Raw genomic sequence first — 15,503 nt, forward strand, 5'->3', positions numbered from 1 at the left:
ACATGTCTAACGCCCAACTCCTGCACCAGCACCGCCCATTTCTCGCCTTCTGGTTCGCGCGAGTCTGCACGGCGAGCGGCTTCCAGATGATCACAGTGGCCATCGGCTGGCACATCTATGAACTGACCGGCAGCGTGCTGGATCTCGGCCTGGTCGGCCTGGTGGAGTTCCTGCCCCGTGTGCTCTTCATGCTCCACACCGGCCACGTCGCCGACCGCTTCGACCGCCGCCGCGTCGCGGCCCTCTGCCAGGTCCTGCAGGCTGTGGTAGCCGGCGTGCTGGTGTTTGCCAGCGCCACCGACAGCGCCAGCCGCGAGTTGATCTTCCTCCTCGCCTTCGCCCTGGGCGCCGCCCGCGCCTTCGAGATGCCGGCCACCCAGGCGCTGCTGCCGAACATCGTGCCGGCCGAGCTATTCCCCCGCGCGGTAGCAGCGTCGGCTTCAGCCATGCAGGCGGCCACCATCGTCGCCCCCGCAATGGGCGGCCTGCTCTTCGCCTTCGGTAGCCTGTGGGTCTATGCGCCCACCGCCGTGCTTTACCTCGGGGCCTGCGTGCTGATGCTAAGCCTCACCAGCAACCAGCGGCAGTCACCCAAGGAACCCGCCTCGCTGGACTCGCTGCTGGCCGGGATTCGTTTCATCCGCAGCCGGCCGGATATTCTCGGCGCCATTTCCCTGGACCTGTTCGCCGTACTGCTCGGTGGCGCCACCGCCCTGCTCCCGGTGTTCGCCAAGGACATCCTGCTCACCGGCCCCTGGGGCCTTGGCCTTTTGCGTTCAGCACCGGCAGTCGGGGCACTGCTGATGTCCTTCTGGCTGGCGCGCTTCCCCATCGAGCGCAACGTCGGGCGGATCATGTTTACGTCGGTGGGGGTGTTCGGCGTGGCCACCATCGCCTTCGGCCTGTCGACCTCCTTCTGGTTCTCCCTGGCGGTACTGGCCGTGCTCGGCGCGGCCGACATGATCAGCATGGTGATCCGCGGCGCCTTCGTGCAGCTGCACACGCCAGACGAAATGCGCGGCCGGGTGAGCGCGGTCAACGGTCTGTTCATTGGCGCTTCCAACCAGTTGGGTGAGTTCGAGTCCGGCGTCACCGCTGCCTGGTTCGGCACGGTGCCGGCGGTGGTGATGGGCGGCGTGGGAACGCTGCTGGTGACCGGGTTGTGGATGAAGCTGTTCCCCAGTCTGGCCAAGCGGGACAGGTTGCATTGATGTCCAACAGCTGGCGTCCGGTCAGCCTTCGGAATCCCTGCGCCTGATGCATCAGCGCAACGACAGCCCATTCACAAGAACTCCCGCCCCCACTAGAAGGATGGGGCGTTTCATCTCAAGGTGCGTAACCACGTCCTCATGACGTGATCATGTCGCTACTCAGAACACTCCCGACAACTTTTCACATTCCTCCTATTTCCCTCGCTCACGGTTATCGGCCTAGATAACCGACGGCCCGCCTGCTTCGCCACCTGCCCTCTGAAGCCTGCGACTTCTGCCGCTGTTCTCCGTGAATGGCACGCAGAGATTGCGAAACGGAATTCAAGCACGCTGGTCAGTCGGAGGGCGCGAGTATCGGCTCGGCTGTGGTTATGAATTCCTGCTCGACAGATCCCATCTGAACTCCCGTTAGGGAGCTATCTGGAGTGGTCATGACATCAAGCAGTTCCCAATACGAAGTACCTGAGCCGCGGATCAACATCAGAGATGACCGGCACCTCGGTCGCGTTCGGAAAGGAATCGGACGTGCCCCGAAATCGGGTATGCCGGGAGACTTCAGCAATCGCACGTTCACCAGGTCTTCACCCGTACTGATGCAAGTGGGAGCGTGAACCTGCTCGCTGAAATCCGCACCTTCCTCGACCACAGCCGCCACAAGCTCCAGGTCCGCGACCTCGACGCCGCACTCGACGTGCTGGCCTTCCAGGGCGAAGAGGCGCTCAGCCAACCCTTCAGTTACCGCATCGCAACCGCACACCAGCACTACAAGGCCAATATCAACCTGATAAATGGGGTCTTCCGTGGCCATTTCCAGGTGCGTGGCACGCTACCGCCCTCGGACGGCACCCTCCAGCGGCTGGAAGAGCGCAAAGCCAATATCCCGCCCTCACGCTCAGTGAATTGCTGATCCGGCAGCTGGCCGACGCCCGGCAGCTCGACGTCGCCACCGGCCGGTCGCTGCCGGGCTCGCCGAATTTCATTGCGGTCAAGGTACCAGCATCGCCTTGGCCACCTCATTACGCTTGGCCTTGCCGCACAGCTGCTCCACCAGGGTCAGGGCGAAGGCCAGGGCGGTACCAGGGCCTTGGCTGGTGATGCAGTTGCCATCCACGACCACCGGCTGGTCGACGAAGGTGCATCCGGACAGGCGATCGCTGAAGCTCGGGTAGCAGGTCATGCGCCGCTGGCGCAGCACGCCGTAAGACTGCAGCGCCAGCGCCGGTGCCGCGCAGATGGCGGCGAACAGCTTGCCGGCGGCAGCCTGTTCGCGTACCCGTTCGGCCAACGGCTCGTGGTCAGCCAGGCGCTGGGCGCCGGGCATGCCGCCGGGCAGGACGACCAGGTCGAAATCCTGCGCCAGCACATCGAGCAACATGGCATCGGCAGTCATGCGGGTGCCACGGGCAAGCGTGACCATGCGCCGGTTTTCGACACTGCCCACCACGACCTCCACCTCAGCGCGCCGCAGCACGTCGATCAGGGTCACGGTTTCCAGGTCTTCCACACCGTCAGCGACGGTGATCAGTGCGTGGGGATGGGAATGGTCTGACATGTTGATTCTCCTAGTCTCCCGGGAACTGAAGCTGTCCTTTCGGTCATAAATTCACCGCCCCGGGGTGAGCTGGTATGATGCGCGCCTTTTTTCAGACTGGCAGAAAAAAGGCAGACCCGCCTGGGCCCGTGCTTTTGTGCTTTGCTTTTGCCAGCTGCATAACATAAGACGCGTTGCGTCACGGGGAGCCCCAACATGCTGGAGAAGCTGTTCCAACTCAAGGCGCACGACACCAACGTACGCACCGAGGTCCTGGCAGGTCTGACCACCTTCCTGACGATGGCCTACATCCTTTTCGTCAACCCAGCCATCCTTGGCGAGACCGGCATGGACAAGGGCGCTGTGTTCGTCGCCACCTGCCTGGCCGCCGCGATCGGCTCGGCCACCATGGCGCTGATCGCCAACTACCCGATCGCCCTGGCCCCCGGCATGGGCCTCAACGCCTTCTTCACCTATACCGTGGTGCTGCAGATGGGCCACACCTGGCAGGTGGCCCTGGGCGCAGTGTTTCTCTCCGCCTGCATGTTCTTCCTGCTGTCGATCTTCAAGATCCGCGAATGGATCATCAACAGCATCCCGCTTGAGCTGCGTTCGGCCATTGCCGCGGGTATCGGCCTGTTCCTCGGACTGATCGCGCTGCAGAAGGCCGGTATCGTGGCCGCCCATCCGGTGACCATGCTGACCGTCGGCGACCTGACCAAACCCGAACCGATCCTCGCCGTGCTAGGTTTTTTCCTTATCGTCGCCCTGGAAGCGCGCAAGGTCACCGGCGCCGTACTGATCGGCATTCTCGCCGTGACCATCGCCGGCATCGTCCTCGGCGTCTCGCAGTTCGGCGGCATCTTCTCCATGCCGCCATCGTTGGCCCCCACCTTCCTGCAGCTGGACATCAAGGGCGCGCTGGAAATCGGCCTGGTCAGCGTGATCTTCGCCTTCCTCTTCGTCGACCTGTTCGACAACTCCGGCACCCTGATCGCCGTAGCCAAGAAAGCCAGCCTGATGCGCGCCGACGGCTACATGCCGAAGATGGGCCGCGCTCTGATCGCAGATAGCACCGCGGCCATGGGCGGTTCACTGCTGGGCACCTCTACCACTACCAGCTACATCGAATCCGCTGCGGGCGTCAGTGCCGGCGGCCGCACCGGCCTTACCGCCATGGTGGTCGCCGTGCTGTTCCTGCTGGCACTGTTCCTCTCGCCGCTTGCGGGCAGTGTGCCGGCCTTCGCCACTGCGCCGGCGCTGTTCTTCGTCGCCGTGCTGATGGCTTCCGGCCTCGCCGAAATCGACTGGAACGACTTGACCACTGCCGCGCCAGTGCTGATCACCACGCTGGCCATGCCGTTCACCTATTCCATTGCCGACGGCATCGCCTTCGGTTTCATTGCCTGGGCCGCGATCAAGACCCTGGCCGGCCGCTACAAGGAACTGAGCCCGGCGCTGGTGATCCTCGCCGTGCTCTTCGTTATCAAGATGGGTTTCTTCCACTGATGAGTCGTCCCCAGTTCGACCCGGCGGCCTACGCCGTCCAAATCAAAGAGAAGGCACAGCGTCTGAAGGCGCTGCTGGCACCGTTCAACGCACCGGAGCCGGAAGTCTTCGAGTCCCCGCGCGAGCATTACCGCCTGCGCGCCGAATTCCGCCTGTGGCGCGAGACGGGTGGCGAAAACCGTCACTACGCCATGTTCGAGGCTGGGGACAAGTTCACCCCGATACTGATCGACGACTTCCCCATCGCCAGCCGCCGCATCAATGAGCTGATGCCGCGCCTGAAAGCCGGCTGGCAGGCGAGCCAGGGGCTGAGCTTCAAGCTGTTCCAAGTGGAATTCCTCACCACGTTGGCCGGCGATGCGCTGATCACCCTCTGCTACCACCGCCCTCTGGACGATGCCTGGCAGGCCGAAGCCGAAAAGCTCGCTGCCACCCTGGGCGTGAGCCTCGTCGGCCGTTCCAAGGGCAAGCGCATAGTCATCGGTCGCGATTTCGTCGAGGAGAAACTGACTGTCGCAGGTCGCCTGTTCCGCTACCGTCAGCCGGAAGGCGCCTTCACCCAGCCCAACGGCGAAGTGAACCAGAAGATGCTCGGCTGGGCCTATGACGTGCTCGGCGAGCGCAGTGACGACCTCTTGGAGCTCTACTGCGGCAACGGCAACTTCACCCTGCCGCTGGCCACCCGCGTGCGCAAGGTGCTGGCGACCGAGATCAGCAAGACCTCGGTCAACGCCGCCCTGGCCAACCTCGCCGACAACGCGGTGGATAACGTCACTCTGGTGCGCCTCTCCGCAGAAGAGCTGACCGAGGCGCTGAACGAGGTCCGCCCCTTCCGCCGGCTGGCCGGCATCGACCTGAAGAGCTACGAGTTCGGCAGCGTCTTCGTCGACCCGCCACGCGCCGGCATGGACCCGGACACTTGCGAGCTGACCCGCCGCTTCGACCGTATCCTCTACATTTCCTGCAACCCGGAGACCCTTGCCGCCAACATCGCCCAGCTCAACGACACCCACCAGGTGACCCGCTGCGCGTTGTTCGACCAGTTTCCCTATACGCACCATATGGAGTCCGGAGTGTTGTTGGAGCGTCGTTAAGCTCCCTTGGCCCTCACCCCCTCCCCTCTCCGCTTCAGGGAGAGGGCGGGGGTGAGGGCTGGCCTACCGCCCCTCCAGCCTCCGCAACGCCACAAACGCCAACCCCGCCGACACCACCTCGAACAACAGCGCATAAAGGTTGAAGGTTTGCTGCAGGCTGCCATCCAGCCAGAGCCCGCTGACGCGCCCCAGGGCCAGGGCGGTGTAGATCAGCACCAGCAGGTCCAACGCCGCACGCATCAGTTGCAGCCGCAGCTGGACCAGCAGTAGAAAGGCCGCCAGCCCCAGCGGCAGGCAGCCGTAGTAGGCTCGCACATCCGTCACCGCTGCCGGCCCCATCAGCAGCATCCCGCTGTAGCTGGCCATTTCCTCCGGGCGAATGAAGTAGGCCAGGCCGATGATGGTCAAAATCAGCGCTTGCAAGGCTAACAGTACGCGGGTGAAGTACATGCCGCCGACCTCCCGGATTGGTTGCTGGCATCAGCTTAGTCGGGCTGGAAAAACCTGACACAAGGCGAAACTTGGGCTACTGGCAGGGTGGCGCTATGCTGGGGCTCCTTCCCACCAGACGATCCGGCCTCCGGGTCGCTAGGAGTCACCGATGCGTTCCTTCCTTTTGCTCGGCACCCTGCTGGCGGGCATCGCCCAGGCAGCGGACCCTGTCACCATGGACGTCTACCGCGATCCCAACTGTGGCTGCTGCAAGGCCTGGATCAGCCACCTGCAGGCCAACGGCATCCAGGTGCGCGACCACGTCGAAACCGATATAGCTGCGGTGAAGACCCGATTCGGCGTGCCGCATCGGCTGGGCTCCTGTCATACGGGCGTGGTGGACGGCAAATTCGTCGAGGGCCACGTACCGGCCAGCGATGTTCTGAAGCTGCGGGATCGCCCGGACCTGCTGGGCGCAGCCGTTCCCGGCATGCCAATGGGTTCGCCGGGGATGGAGATGGGCGACCGCCACGATGCCTACCAAGTGATAGGCGTTTCGCAGAAGGGTGAGGAAAGCGTGCTGAGCGACTATCCCACCCACTGATACCAATCCCCCTCACTCTGACGGCTGCTTCGGCGGCCGTCCGCATTTCCGGAGCCGATATGGACTACTGGCAAGTCGATGTATTCGCCGAACGCGTGCTGGCCGGCAATGGTCTGGCGGTGTTCCCCGCCGCCTGCGGGTTATCCACAACCGCCATGCAGGGCCTGACCCGCGAGCTGCGCCAGTTCGAGTCGATCTTCCTGGAGCAAGGCGCATCGCCACGCAGCTTTTCCGCCCGGGTATTCACGGTGGAAGAGGAGTTACCGTTTGCCGGGCACCCCATTCTCGGTGCTGCTGCCCTGTTGCATCACTTGCATGCGATTGAAGACAGCGCCGCATGGGAGCTGCAATTGCCCAACAAACGCGTGAGCATCGCCACCCGCCGCGAGGGCAAAGGCTTCTATGCGGAAATGGATCAGGGCCAGGCCGAATTCGGCCAGACCCTCGATGAGCAAATGGCCGCCGCCTTCGCCGCCGCCTTCGGCAGCGAGCGCGACCACCGCTACCTGCCGCAAGTGGTCAGCACCGGCCTGCCTTACCTGCTACTGCCGGTGACTCCGGCCGGGCTGGCAGCCGCCAAACAACGACAGTTGCTGGACGACGACCTGGCCCGGCTCGGAGCGGCATTCGTCTTCCTGCTGGATGTCGACGCCCGCGAAGGTCGCACCTGGGATCCGCTCGGCGTGGTCGAAGACGTCGCCACCGGCAGTGCGGCCGGCCCGGTGGCCGCCTGGCTGGTGGCTCAAGGACTGGAGCAGCGCGACCAACCCTTTGCCCTTGCGCAGGGGCGCTTCCTCGACCGGCCAAGCCGGCTCGATGTCCGCGTTACCAGAGACGGCAGGGTGCAGGTCGGTGGAAGTGTGCAGTTGCTCGCGCACGCACACCTGCTTCCATCGCCTGAGGAACTGGCCTGACGACCGGGCTGGCGACCCACGCTGCCAGCGACGACACTCAAGAGCTCGAAGGGTTGAGGGAGAGCGGCCATGCGCTGGCAACGGGCACGACGCAGCGACAACGTGGAAGATGGTCGTAGCAGCGGGGGAATGCGCCTGGGTGGCGGCAAGGGATTGGGCCTGGGCGGGATAGCCATCGTCGTGGTGGTGGCCCTGCTGATGGGTGAAGACCCACTGCAGATCCTCGAACAGGTCACCCAGCAAGGCGCCGCCATCAACCCACAGCAACAGTCCGCGAATCCCAGCGGCACGCCGGACGAGCGCGAGTTCGTCCGCGCGATCCTCGGCGACACCGAGGACACCTGGCGGGCCATCTTCCAGGCCTCGGGTCGCCAATACCAGGACCCGACCCTGGTGCTGTTCAATGGCGGCGTGCAGTCCGCCTGTGGCTTTGCCTCGTCGGCCGTAGGTCCGTTCTATTGTCCGGGCGACCGCAAGGTCTACCTCGACCTGGATTTCTTCGAGGAGATGGCCCAGCGCTTCGCCGCCGCCGGCGACTTCGCCCAGGCCTACGTGATCGCCCATGAAGTGGGTCACCACGTGCAGACCCTGCTGGGCGTCTCCGCCAAGGTCAACGCCGCACGCCAACGCGGCGAACGCATCGAAGGCGACAACGGGCTGCTGGTGCGCCAGGAATTGCAGGCCGACTGCCTGGCCGGCGTCTGGGCTCACCACGCGCAGAAACGCCTTGACTGGCTGGAGCCCGGGGACCTGGAAGAAGCCCTGAACGCTGCCAACGCCATCGGCGACGATCGCCTGCAGAGCCAGACGCGCGGGCAGGTTGTGCCCGACTCCTTCACCCACGGCACCTCGGCGCAGCGGGTGCGCTGGTTCAAGATCGGATTCGAGCAGGGCCAGGTGGGGAGGTGCGATACGTTTTCGACGGCGAGGCTTTGAGCGAAAGATTCGCACGGCCTGAAGCCTCCCTCACCCCCGCCCCTCTCCCTCCGGGAGAGGGGCGGGGGTGAGGGAGGCCGATCCCAACTCAAAGTCGAGCCAGCGCCAACAACTCCCCACAATCCCGCGCATGCCAGTCCGCCAGCTCCGGCCAGGGGTTCTCCGGCAGGTTCACCAGCACCGTCCTGGTCCCAGCAGCCCGGCCGCAGTCAAGGTCGAAGCGGTAGTCGCCAACCATCACCATGCTTTCAGGAAGCACCCGCCATTGCTGAGCCAGGTGCAGCAGGCCACCGGGGTGGGGTTTGGGTGGTGCCTCGCCGCGGCCGAGGACATCCTCGGTGGCGAAGCAGTCGCCCAGGCCGATGGCCTCGAGTGTCACCAGGGCCAGTTCATGGGCGTTACGCGTGAGGATGCCCAGCCGGCAGCCGCGTCCACGCAGCTCCCGCACCAGTTCCAGGGCGCCCGGTGCGGGGCGGGCGTTGAGGGCCAACTCCCGCTCGTGTTCCAGCAGCCAGGCGTGCTTGGCGCTGGCTTCGTCCTCGGGCAGGACCGCCAGGTGGTGGAGGATGTCGTCCTCCGGGGGGATGTCGAGGGCTCGGCGAATCGCCGCGAAATCATGCACGGCAATCGTCAGGGTGCCGTCCATGTCGAATACCCAATGGCGAAACTGCGCCAGGCTCATCACAACTCTCCGCAATCCAGGTCGAGCGCCGGAGCCTAACGCATTCCGGCGTTACTTCCAGTCTTCGCGCAGGCGGGTGAGGCCTTCCTGGGCCACCGAGGCCACCAACTGGCCGGCGCGGTTGAAGATGCTGCCCCGGGAAAAACCACGGCCATTGCCGGACCAGGGGCTGTCCATGGAATACAGCAGCCAGTCGTCCGCACGCAGGTCGCGGTGGAACCACAGGGCATGGTCGAGGCTGGCCACTTGCATGAACTTCTGCCACACCGACACGCCGTGGGGCAGCATCGAGGTGGTCAGCAGGCCGAAGTCGGAGGCGTAGGCGAGGATGTACTTATGGATGGCGCGAATGTCCGGCAGGCTGCCGTCGGCGCGGAACCAGATATGCTTGATCGGCTCGCCTGGTTTGGGGTCGTAGGGGTTCTCGGCAGTGACCGGGCGGATCTCGATGGGCTTCGCGCAGAGGAACTTGTCGCGGATCCGCTCGGATAACAGATGGGCGTTCTGTCGGGCGATTTCCAGCTCGCTGGGCAGGTTCTCCGGGCCCGGCACCTGCGGCATGCTCAGTTGGTGCTCGAAGCCCTCTTCGTCCTGCTGGAACGAGGCGCTGCAGGTGAATATCTGCTGGCCCTTCTGGATGGCAGTGACACGGCGGGTGCTGAAGCTGCCGCCGTCGCGCACCCGCTCCACCGAATAGACCACCGGCAGACTGGCATCGCCCGGGCGCAGGAAGTAGCCGTGCAGCGAATGCACATGTCGTTCGGCTTCCACCGTCTGGCTGGCGGCGGATAGCGACTGCCCGAGCACTTGGCCACCGAACAATTGACGGAAGCCGAGGTCCTGGCTGACGCCACGGAACAAGTTTTCCTCGATGGATTCAAGGCTCAGCAGGGCGACCAGTTCGTCGAGCACCTGGGTCATGAAATTCTCCTCTGCAAGGCTGGTACCGCGCTCATGGGCGGGGTGACCGTCGTAATTCAGGATAGGCCGGCAGCGTTGTCAGGCGCTCGTCCCACAGCGCGCGGCCCAGGGTGAAATGGTAAAGGCTTTGCCAACGGCTGTCGGCCAAACCAAGCAATTCATGTACCGAGTCATCGAAATAGCATCCGATGCCGGTGCCCGATAGGCCAGCGGCTTCGGCCTCCAGGTACAGCAATTGACCAATCTGCCCACATTCCCAATACAGGCGCGGATAGCACCAGGGACCTGGCTCCAGCGCCTCGTCGAAGCGTGCCAGCATGGCCAGAGCCACGCAGCCGTCACTGGCAATGTCCTGGCCGCAGGAGAGGAAGCCCGACAGGCCTCTGGCGTCGCCTTCCAGCAGGCGGTAGAGCGGCAAATCAGTGCTGGTCCGCTGCCAGAGGAAATCCTCGCGCAGCCCGGCGCTCAATTCCGTTTCAGACGCAGCGCCACGGGCCAGCCAGTAGAGGCCGGGTGCCAGGCCCTGGACACGATGGACGAACAGCAGCAGATCCACCTGCGGCGGTCCCAGGGTGGCGAAGGGCACCGGTGACTGGTTCGGCATCAGCCGACGCAGCCAGGCCATTAACAGCTCGGCCTGGATACCGCTGCGGCCGTCCATGGATTGCGCGCTGCGCCGCCGGTGCAACAGCGGGCGCAAGGGCAAACCTGGGTTATCCACAACGTTGGGACCGAGTTCAGCCTTCCAGCAGGCTGCGGGCAATGCGGGCGCCCGGCACAGGTCATGAACCCGCTCCATTTCAGGCCAGTGCCGCTGCTCGCGAGAAAGGCGGTTCGGTGTGCCGGACAGCTCCAGGGCAGACAAAGCGTCGAGAAGCATGCGGTCCAGGACGAACTCCGCCTCCTGCGCAGGCCCGATCCAGAGCAGCGCGTCGGCAAACTCCTGCTCATGGAAGCCGTCCCGATCCAGTCCGAGCAGCGCATCCAGCCGCGACTCGGCAACGCTACCGAGCAAACGGACCTGCCAACCCTGAGCACTGGCGGCGATGGTCACGGCCGCCAAGGCATGACCGAGGTCGTGTTGGCAATAACGGTATGCCCGCTCACCGTACTTCCAGGCCTCGCGCCAGGGAATGCTGGCCAGGCCGAGGAGGAAGCCGCCCGCCGGCAGCGCCGCGCCTAATTGCGCACCGAGGGCCGGTGGCATTTCGCTGCGAATCTCCAGGGCGTGGGCGTCGGGGGCGTAGTGGGCTAGCAGGCCACCCGCCTCCAGGGCGCCGGGTGGCAACAGCAGATAGGCCTCCGTGGGATGCAGGTTGCCCGACGACGGATTCACCCGCAGCGCCCACCGGTTGCCCCCCGCCTCCTTCCAGGCGGAAATCGCCAGGCTGTCGTACAGCAGCTGCGACAGGCTCTCGTGGTTCAGTTCCACAGGCTTGCCCTGGGGTGCGGCGAACACGACGTCGTAAGCCGGCGACTCCTCCAGCGGGCGATGCCAGAGCTCGACCAACCGGGTGCCGGCATAGCGGCGGAATGGCGCCGGCTGGGTGGCCCAGTGCAACTGGCCCGGGCCCGGCGCGAAACGGTCCGGCCGGTGCTTACTGAGTTCGTGATAGGCGCGCACGGCATCGCTCATTGCGCTGCCTCCCATTCGGCATGGCCCAGCCGGTAAAGTACATGCGCGCGCAGCGGGTGGCCCTCCGGCAGGCGCGGGTGCTCGAAGTCACCGTCCAGGTCGCGCTGAAGTCCGATACGCTCCATTAGTGCCCGCGAGCGCAGATTGCCCGGCACGGTGAAGGACACCACTTCAGGCAGCAGCAGGCCCTCGAAAGCAAAGGTCAACGCAGCACGCGCCGCCTCGCTGGCCAGCCCCTGATGCCAGTGCTCACGAGCCAGGCGCCAGCCAATCTCCGCTGCCGGGGCGAATGGTGCCTCGAACCCCACCTGCAGCAGCCCGGTAAAGCCGATGAAGGCGCCACTATCACGCCGCTCCAGGGCCCAGAGGCCGAAGCCATGCTCTAAGAAGTGCGCTTGGATGCGCGTGACCAGTGCATCGCTCTGCTCTCGGCTCAGGCAGCCGGGAAAGAAGCGCATCACCTCGGGGTCGGCATTCAGCGCGGCGAAGGCCGGCAGGTCATCGTCGCGCCATCTACGCAGGCACAGGCGCGGGGTTTGCAATTCGATCAGGGACACGGGCTTTCTCTTGAGCGCGGCGCGAAGGCCACATCATACTGCCGCACGTGCCACCCCGAGTGCCGATCGATGTTCCTGCCGTTGGTCTACCACGATGACTACAGTCCGCCGTTTCCGGCGGAGCACCGCTTCCCCATGGAGAAGTTCCGACTGCTCTACGAGCACCTTCTGGATAGCGGCGTGACTACCGAAGCGCAGCTGCTGCGGCCGGAGATCTGCCCGCGCGAAGTGCTCGCCCTCGCCCACTGCCCGACCTATATCCAGCGCTTCCTCGATGGTGAACTCGGCCGTGAGGAGCAACGCCGCCTCGGTTTGCCCTGGAGCGAGCTGCTGGCCCAGCGCACCATACGCGCGGTGGGTGGCTCGCTGCTGGCCGCCGAACAGGCTCTGCAGCATGGCCTGGCCTGCCACCTGGCCGGCGGCACCCACCATGCCCACTACGACCACGCAGCCGGCTTCTGCATATTCAATGACCTCGCGGTGGTCAGCCGTTACCTGCTGGAAGCCGGCAAGGTGCAGCGGGTGCTGATCTTCGATTGCGACGTGCACCAGGGCGATGGCACCGCGCGCCTGCTCGCTGATACGCCTGACGCGATCACCGTCTCACTGCATTGCGAGAAAAACTTCCCCGCGCGCAAGGCCGAAAGCGACTGGGACATCCCGCTGCCCATGGGCATGGGCGATGCCGACTATCTGCAAGTGGTGGACGATGCGCTGAATTATCTGCTGCCGCTCTACCAGCCGGACCTGGTGCTCTACGACGCCGGCGTGGATGTGCACAAGGACGATGCCCTGGGTTACCTGCATCTCACCGATGACGGCGTGGCCACGCGCGACGAGAGCGTGATCCGCCATTGCCTGGGCCGCGACATTCCGGTGGTAGGCCTGATTGGTGGCGGCTACGACAAGGACCGTGCCGCCCTCGCCCGCCGCCACGGCATCCTGCATCACAGCGCCCGGCGCGTCTGGGACGACCTGGACATGAAGTAAGTTGGCGCTTCGCCACAGCCGAAGCCCAGCAAGTCCGGGTGCCCGAGGTTGAGTTGGGCTTCGCTTAGCGGAGCGCCGCCCGGCCCAACCTACCTGAGTGAAGCTGCCGTGCAGTAAAATGCGCGCCTCCCGCTACCAACGAACAGCCAGCCATGACGCACACCGCCCCCCACGTCGCCATCATCGGCGGCGGCCCTGCCGGATTGATGGCCGCAGAAGTGCTGGCCCTGGGAGGTGCGCGGGTGGAGCTGTTCGATGCCATGCCCTCGGTCGGGCGCAAGTTCCTGCTGGCCGGCGTCGGCGGCATGAACATCACCCACTCCGAGCCCAAGACCGCCTTTCTTGCTCGCTACGGCGAACGTCGCGATGAGATCACCGCATTGCTGGAAGGCTTCGGCGCCGAGGAGCTGCGCGAGTGGATCCACGACCTCGGTATCCAGACCTTCGTCGGCACTTCCGGCCGGGTATTCCCCACCGACATGAAAGCCGCGCCGCTACTGCGCGCCTGGCTCAAGCGCCTGCGCGAGCAGGGGGTGGTTATCCACACTCGGCAGCGTTGGCTGGGCTGGGATGACCAGGGCGCGTTGCGTATCGCCACCGCCGCGGGTGAAACCCGCGTCGCCGCCGATGCCTGCCTGCTGGCCCTGGGTGGCGGAAGCTGGACACGGCTGGGCTCCGATGGCGCCTGGGTGAGCGTGCTCGAAGCGCGCGGGGTGCCTGTCGTCCCGTTGCAACCAAGCAACTGTGGCTTCGAAGTGGAGGCCTGGAGCCCGCTGCTGAAGGAGAAGTTCGCCGGCGCACCGATCAAGTCGACGGCCATCCGCCTGGGTGACCAGCCACCACGCCTGGGCGAGTTTGTACTCACCGCCACGGGGGTGGAAGGCAGCCTGATCTATGCGCTGTCCGCCGCCATCCGTGATCGCATCAACGCCCAGGGCAGCGCCACCATTCACCTGGACCTGCTGCCCAGCCAGCCGCAGGAGAAGGTCGCCAAGGCCCTGGCCAAGCCACGCGGCTCGCGCTCGATGGCCAAGCATCTGCACAGCCAGCTCGGCATCGACGGTGCCCGCGCCGGATTGCTGCGCGAACTGGCGTCCAAGGACGATTTCGCTGATCCGGCCCGCCTCGCGGCTGTCATAAAGGCGTTGCCGTTGACGCTGGTAAAAGCGCGCCCGCTGGACGAAGCCATCAGCTCAGCCGGTGGCGTTCCGTTCGACATGCTGGACGCCAACCTCATGCTCAAGCAGCTGCCCGGCGTGTTCTGCGCGGGCGAAATGCTGGACTGGGAAGCGCCCACCGGTGGCTATCTGCTCACCGCCTGCTTCGCCAGTGGCCGCGCCGCCGGCCTGGGCGTCCTCGAGTGGTTGGCACGCCGCTGACGACCGGCCTTTCTGATGGCACCGCGTGGTAACCGCCGCGCTTCGGCCAGCGTCTATGCTTGCCCAAAAGCCTGACCTGCATGCGGTGCCCTCAATGTGATTCCCCTTCTCGTCTGTGACGACTCGATGATGGCGCGCAAGCAGTTGATCCGCGCGCTACCGCTGGATTGGCCGGTCCATATCACCCAGGCCAGCAATGGCCAGGAAGCACTGGCTGCCATCCGCAAGGGTCACGGCCGCGTGGTGCTGCTGGACCTCACCATGCCGTTGATGGATGGCTATCAGGTGCTCGCGCAGCTACGCGCCGAAGGCCTGGCCAGCCAGGTGATCGTGGTCTCCGGCGATGTCCAGGAAGGAGCCCAGCGCCGTGTACACGAGTTGGGCGCCCTGGCCTTCATCAGCAAGCCCGCCGATCCCGATGAACTGCGCGAAGCACTGATCGCAGTAGGCCTACTGCGCCCTGCCCCTGCTGGCTCACCGATCACCGGTGTGCCCGGACGCGCCACTCCGGATCTACAGGTGAACTTCCGCGATGCCTTGCGTGAAGTGTGCAACGTCGCCATGGGCCGCGCGGCCGCGCTGCTGGCCCAGGTACTCGGCGTCTTCGTGCGATTGCCGGTACCTAACGTGAATCTCTTCGAAGTCAGCGAGCTGCACATGGCCCTGGCCGATGCCCAGCGCGGCGAACGTCTCAGTGCGGTGTGCCAGGGCTTCATCGGCGAATCCATCGCCGGTGAGGCGCTGCTGCTGTGCCATGACGCCGAGAGCGAAGAGATCGCGCGCCTGCTGGACCTGCGACCCAATGGCGAAGCGGAGCAAGCGGAAATGCTGCTGGATCTGGCGAGCATCCTGATCGGTGCCTGCTTGTCCGGCATTGCGGAACAGATCGATGTGCGCTTCTCCCAGGGCCACCCTCAACTGCTCGGGCAGCACGCGTCCGTCGAGCGGTTGTTCCAGCTCAACAGCCGACGCTGGCGCAAGACGTTGGCGGTGGAGATCAGCTACGTGATCGAAGGCCACGACCTGCACTTCGACCTGCTGCTGCTGTTCACCGAAACCTCCATCGCGCGCCTGACCCGGAAAATCCACTATCTGATGGACTGACCC

General features: G+C 65.1%; 16 protein-coding genes. 10 read left to right on the forward strand and 6 right to left on the reverse strand.

Annotation, left to right across the window (positions count from 1 at the left end; all coding sequences use genetic code 11):
* Nucleotides 1-2: 2 nt before the first annotated feature.
* Together OXH74_RS04345 and OXH74_RS04350 are read left to right on the forward strand one after the other, a co-directional pair.
* Complete coding sequence (locus OXH74_RS04345) at nt 3-1,211, forward strand: MFS transporter (RefSeq protein WP_375740213.1); 1,209 nt, start codon at nt 3-5, stop codon at nt 1,209-1,211.
* Between the two features lie 607 nt (nt 1,212-1,818).
* Nucleotides 1,819-2,118 carry a hypothetical protein gene (locus OXH74_RS04350; RefSeq protein WP_375741714.1) on the forward strand — a complete coding sequence of 100 codons (300 nt, stop codon included), beginning with the start codon at nt 1,819-1,821 and terminating at the stop codon, nt 2,116-2,118.
* A 78-nt stretch (nt 2,119-2,196) separates the two neighbouring features.
* On the opposite strand, the gene OXH74_RS04355 is transcribed toward OXH74_RS04350, so the two are convergent.
* Entirely contained in the window at nt 2,197-2,763 is a 567-nt protein-coding gene (locus OXH74_RS04355) for a DJ-1 family glyoxalase III (protein WP_375740214.1), read from the reverse strand.
* Between the two features lie 195 nt (nt 2,764-2,958).
* Between OXH74_RS04355 and OXH74_RS04360 the strand changes: the two genes are divergently transcribed.
* Nucleotides 2,959-4,251, forward strand: coding sequence for an NCS2 family permease (locus tag OXH74_RS04360; protein ID WP_375740215.1), 1,293 nt, complete (start codon nt 2,959-2,961; stop codon nt 4,249-4,251).
* A complete protein-coding gene (gene trmA / locus OXH74_RS04365) occupies nt 4,251-5,345 on the forward strand; it encodes a tRNA (uridine(54)-C5)-methyltransferase TrmA (RefSeq protein WP_375740216.1) in 1,095 nt (364 codons plus the stop codon). The genes OXH74_RS04360 and trmA overlap by 1 nt, the downstream gene beginning before the upstream one ends.
* Before the next feature lie 63 nt (nt 5,346-5,408).
* Here the strand turns inward: trmA and OXH74_RS04370 are convergent, their stop codons facing one another.
* Nucleotides 5,409-5,795 (reverse strand): DUF4345 domain-containing protein, encoded by a 387-nt coding sequence (locus OXH74_RS04370; RefSeq protein WP_375740217.1) that lies wholly within the window; start codon nt 5,793-5,795, stop codon nt 5,409-5,411.
* 151 nt (nt 5,796-5,946) lie between these two features.
* Between OXH74_RS04370 and OXH74_RS04375 the strand changes: the two genes are divergently transcribed.
* From OXH74_RS04375 to OXH74_RS04385, 3 genes are all read left to right on the forward strand, one after another.
* Nucleotides 5,947-6,381 carry a DUF411 domain-containing protein gene (locus OXH74_RS04375; RefSeq protein ID WP_375740218.1) on the forward strand — a complete coding sequence of 145 codons (435 nt, stop codon included), beginning with the start codon at nt 5,947-5,949 and terminating at the stop codon, nt 6,379-6,381.
* A 59-nt stretch (nt 6,382-6,440) separates the two neighbouring features.
* Nucleotides 6,441-7,295 carry a PhzF family phenazine biosynthesis protein gene (locus tag OXH74_RS04380; RefSeq protein ID WP_375740219.1) on the forward strand — a complete coding sequence of 285 codons (855 nt, stop codon included), beginning with the start codon at nt 6,441-6,443 and terminating at the stop codon, nt 7,293-7,295.
* A 69-nt stretch (nt 7,296-7,364) separates the two neighbouring features.
* Nucleotides 7,365-8,231 (forward strand): neutral zinc metallopeptidase, encoded by an 867-nt coding sequence (locus OXH74_RS04385; RefSeq protein WP_375740220.1) that lies wholly within the window; start codon nt 7,365-7,367, stop codon nt 8,229-8,231.
* Between the two features lie 88 nt (nt 8,232-8,319).
* Here OXH74_RS04385 and OXH74_RS04390 read toward each other — a convergent pair whose 3' ends face one another.
* The 4 genes from OXH74_RS04390 to OXH74_RS04405 are packed head-to-tail and all read right to left on the reverse strand — an operon-like array spanning nt 8,320 to nt 12,027.
* Nucleotides 8,320-8,913 carry an HAD family hydrolase gene (locus OXH74_RS04390; RefSeq protein WP_375740221.1) on the reverse strand — a complete coding sequence of 198 codons (594 nt, stop codon included), beginning with the start codon at nt 8,911-8,913 and terminating at the stop codon, nt 8,320-8,322.
* A gap of 51 nt (nt 8,914-8,964) precedes the next feature.
* A complete protein-coding gene (gene tesB, locus OXH74_RS04395; protein ID WP_375740222.1) occupies nt 8,965-9,834 on the reverse strand; it encodes an acyl-CoA thioesterase II in 870 nt (289 codons plus the stop codon).
* Nucleotides 9,835-9,865: 31 nt separating this feature from the next.
* Nucleotides 9,866-11,470, reverse strand: coding sequence for a SagB/ThcOx family dehydrogenase (locus OXH74_RS04400; RefSeq protein WP_375740223.1), 1,605 nt, complete (start codon nt 11,468-11,470; stop codon nt 9,866-9,868).
* Nucleotides 11,467-12,027: a GNAT family N-acetyltransferase gene (locus OXH74_RS04405; RefSeq protein ID WP_375740224.1), complete on the reverse strand. Its 561-nt coding sequence runs from the start codon at nt 12,025-12,027 to the stop codon at nt 11,467-11,469. The genes OXH74_RS04400 and OXH74_RS04405 overlap by 4 nt, the downstream gene beginning before the upstream one ends.
* A gap of 69 nt (nt 12,028-12,096) precedes the next feature.
* On the opposite strand from OXH74_RS04405, the gene OXH74_RS04410 reads away from it, so the two are divergent.
* The 3 genes from OXH74_RS04410 (at nt 12,097) to OXH74_RS04420 (ending at nt 15,500) form a co-directional block, all read left to right on the forward strand.
* Complete coding sequence (locus OXH74_RS04410) at nt 12,097-13,017, forward strand: histone deacetylase (protein ID WP_375740225.1); 921 nt, start codon at nt 12,097-12,099, stop codon at nt 13,015-13,017.
* Nucleotides 13,018-13,169: 152 nt separating this feature from the next.
* Nucleotides 13,170-14,396 carry a TIGR03862 family flavoprotein gene (locus OXH74_RS04415; RefSeq protein ID WP_375740226.1) on the forward strand — a complete coding sequence of 409 codons (1,227 nt, stop codon included), beginning with the start codon at nt 13,170-13,172 and terminating at the stop codon, nt 14,394-14,396.
* 96 nt (nt 14,397-14,492) lie between these two features.
* Entirely contained in the window at nt 14,493-15,500 is a 1,008-nt protein-coding gene (locus tag OXH74_RS04420; protein WP_375740227.1) for a response regulator, read from the forward strand.
* Nucleotides 15,501-15,503: the final 3 nt, after the last annotated feature.

Origin of the sequence: Metapseudomonas boanensis (assembly GCF_042232855.1) — a bacterium.
Lineage (GTDB): Bacteria > Pseudomonadota > Gammaproteobacteria > Pseudomonadales > Pseudomonadaceae > Metapseudomonas > Metapseudomonas boanensis.

Coding starts and splice junctions, on each gene's coding strand:
- OXH74_RS04345 (WP_375740213.1), top strand. CDS start 3: ATGTCTAACGCCCAACTCCTGCACCAGCACCGCCCATTTCTCGCCTTC.
- OXH74_RS04355 (WP_375740214.1), bottom strand. CDS start 2,763: ATGTCAGACCATTCCCATCCCCACGCACTGATCACCGTCGCTGACGGT.
- OXH74_RS04360 (WP_375740215.1), top strand. CDS start 2,959: ATGCTGGAGAAGCTGTTCCAACTCAAGGCGCACGACACCAACGTACGC.
- trmA (WP_375740216.1), top strand. CDS start 4,251: ATGAGTCGTCCCCAGTTCGACCCGGCGGCCTACGCCGTCCAAATCAAA.
- OXH74_RS04370 (WP_375740217.1), bottom strand. CDS start 5,795: ATGTACTTCACCCGCGTACTGTTAGCCTTGCAAGCGCTGATTTTGACC.
- OXH74_RS04375 (WP_375740218.1), top strand. CDS start 5,947: ATGCGTTCCTTCCTTTTGCTCGGCACCCTGCTGGCGGGCATCGCCCAG.
- OXH74_RS04380 (WP_375740219.1), top strand. CDS start 6,441: ATGGACTACTGGCAAGTCGATGTATTCGCCGAACGCGTGCTGGCCGGC.
- OXH74_RS04385 (WP_375740220.1), top strand. CDS start 7,365: ATGCGCTGGCAACGGGCACGACGCAGCGACAACGTGGAAGATGGTCGT.
- OXH74_RS04390 (WP_375740221.1), bottom strand. CDS start 8,913: ATGAGCCTGGCGCAGTTTCGCCATTGGGTATTCGACATGGACGGCACC.
- tesB (WP_375740222.1), bottom strand. CDS start 9,834: ATGACCCAGGTGCTCGACGAACTGGTCGCCCTGCTGAGCCTTGAATCC.
- OXH74_RS04400 (WP_375740223.1), bottom strand. CDS start 11,470: ATGAGCGATGCCGTGCGCGCCTATCACGAACTCAGTAAGCACCGGCCG.
- OXH74_RS04410 (WP_375740225.1), top strand. CDS start 12,097: ATGTTCCTGCCGTTGGTCTACCACGATGACTACAGTCCGCCGTTTCCG.
- OXH74_RS04415 (WP_375740226.1), top strand. CDS start 13,170: ATGACGCACACCGCCCCCCACGTCGCCATCATCGGCGGCGGCCCTGCC.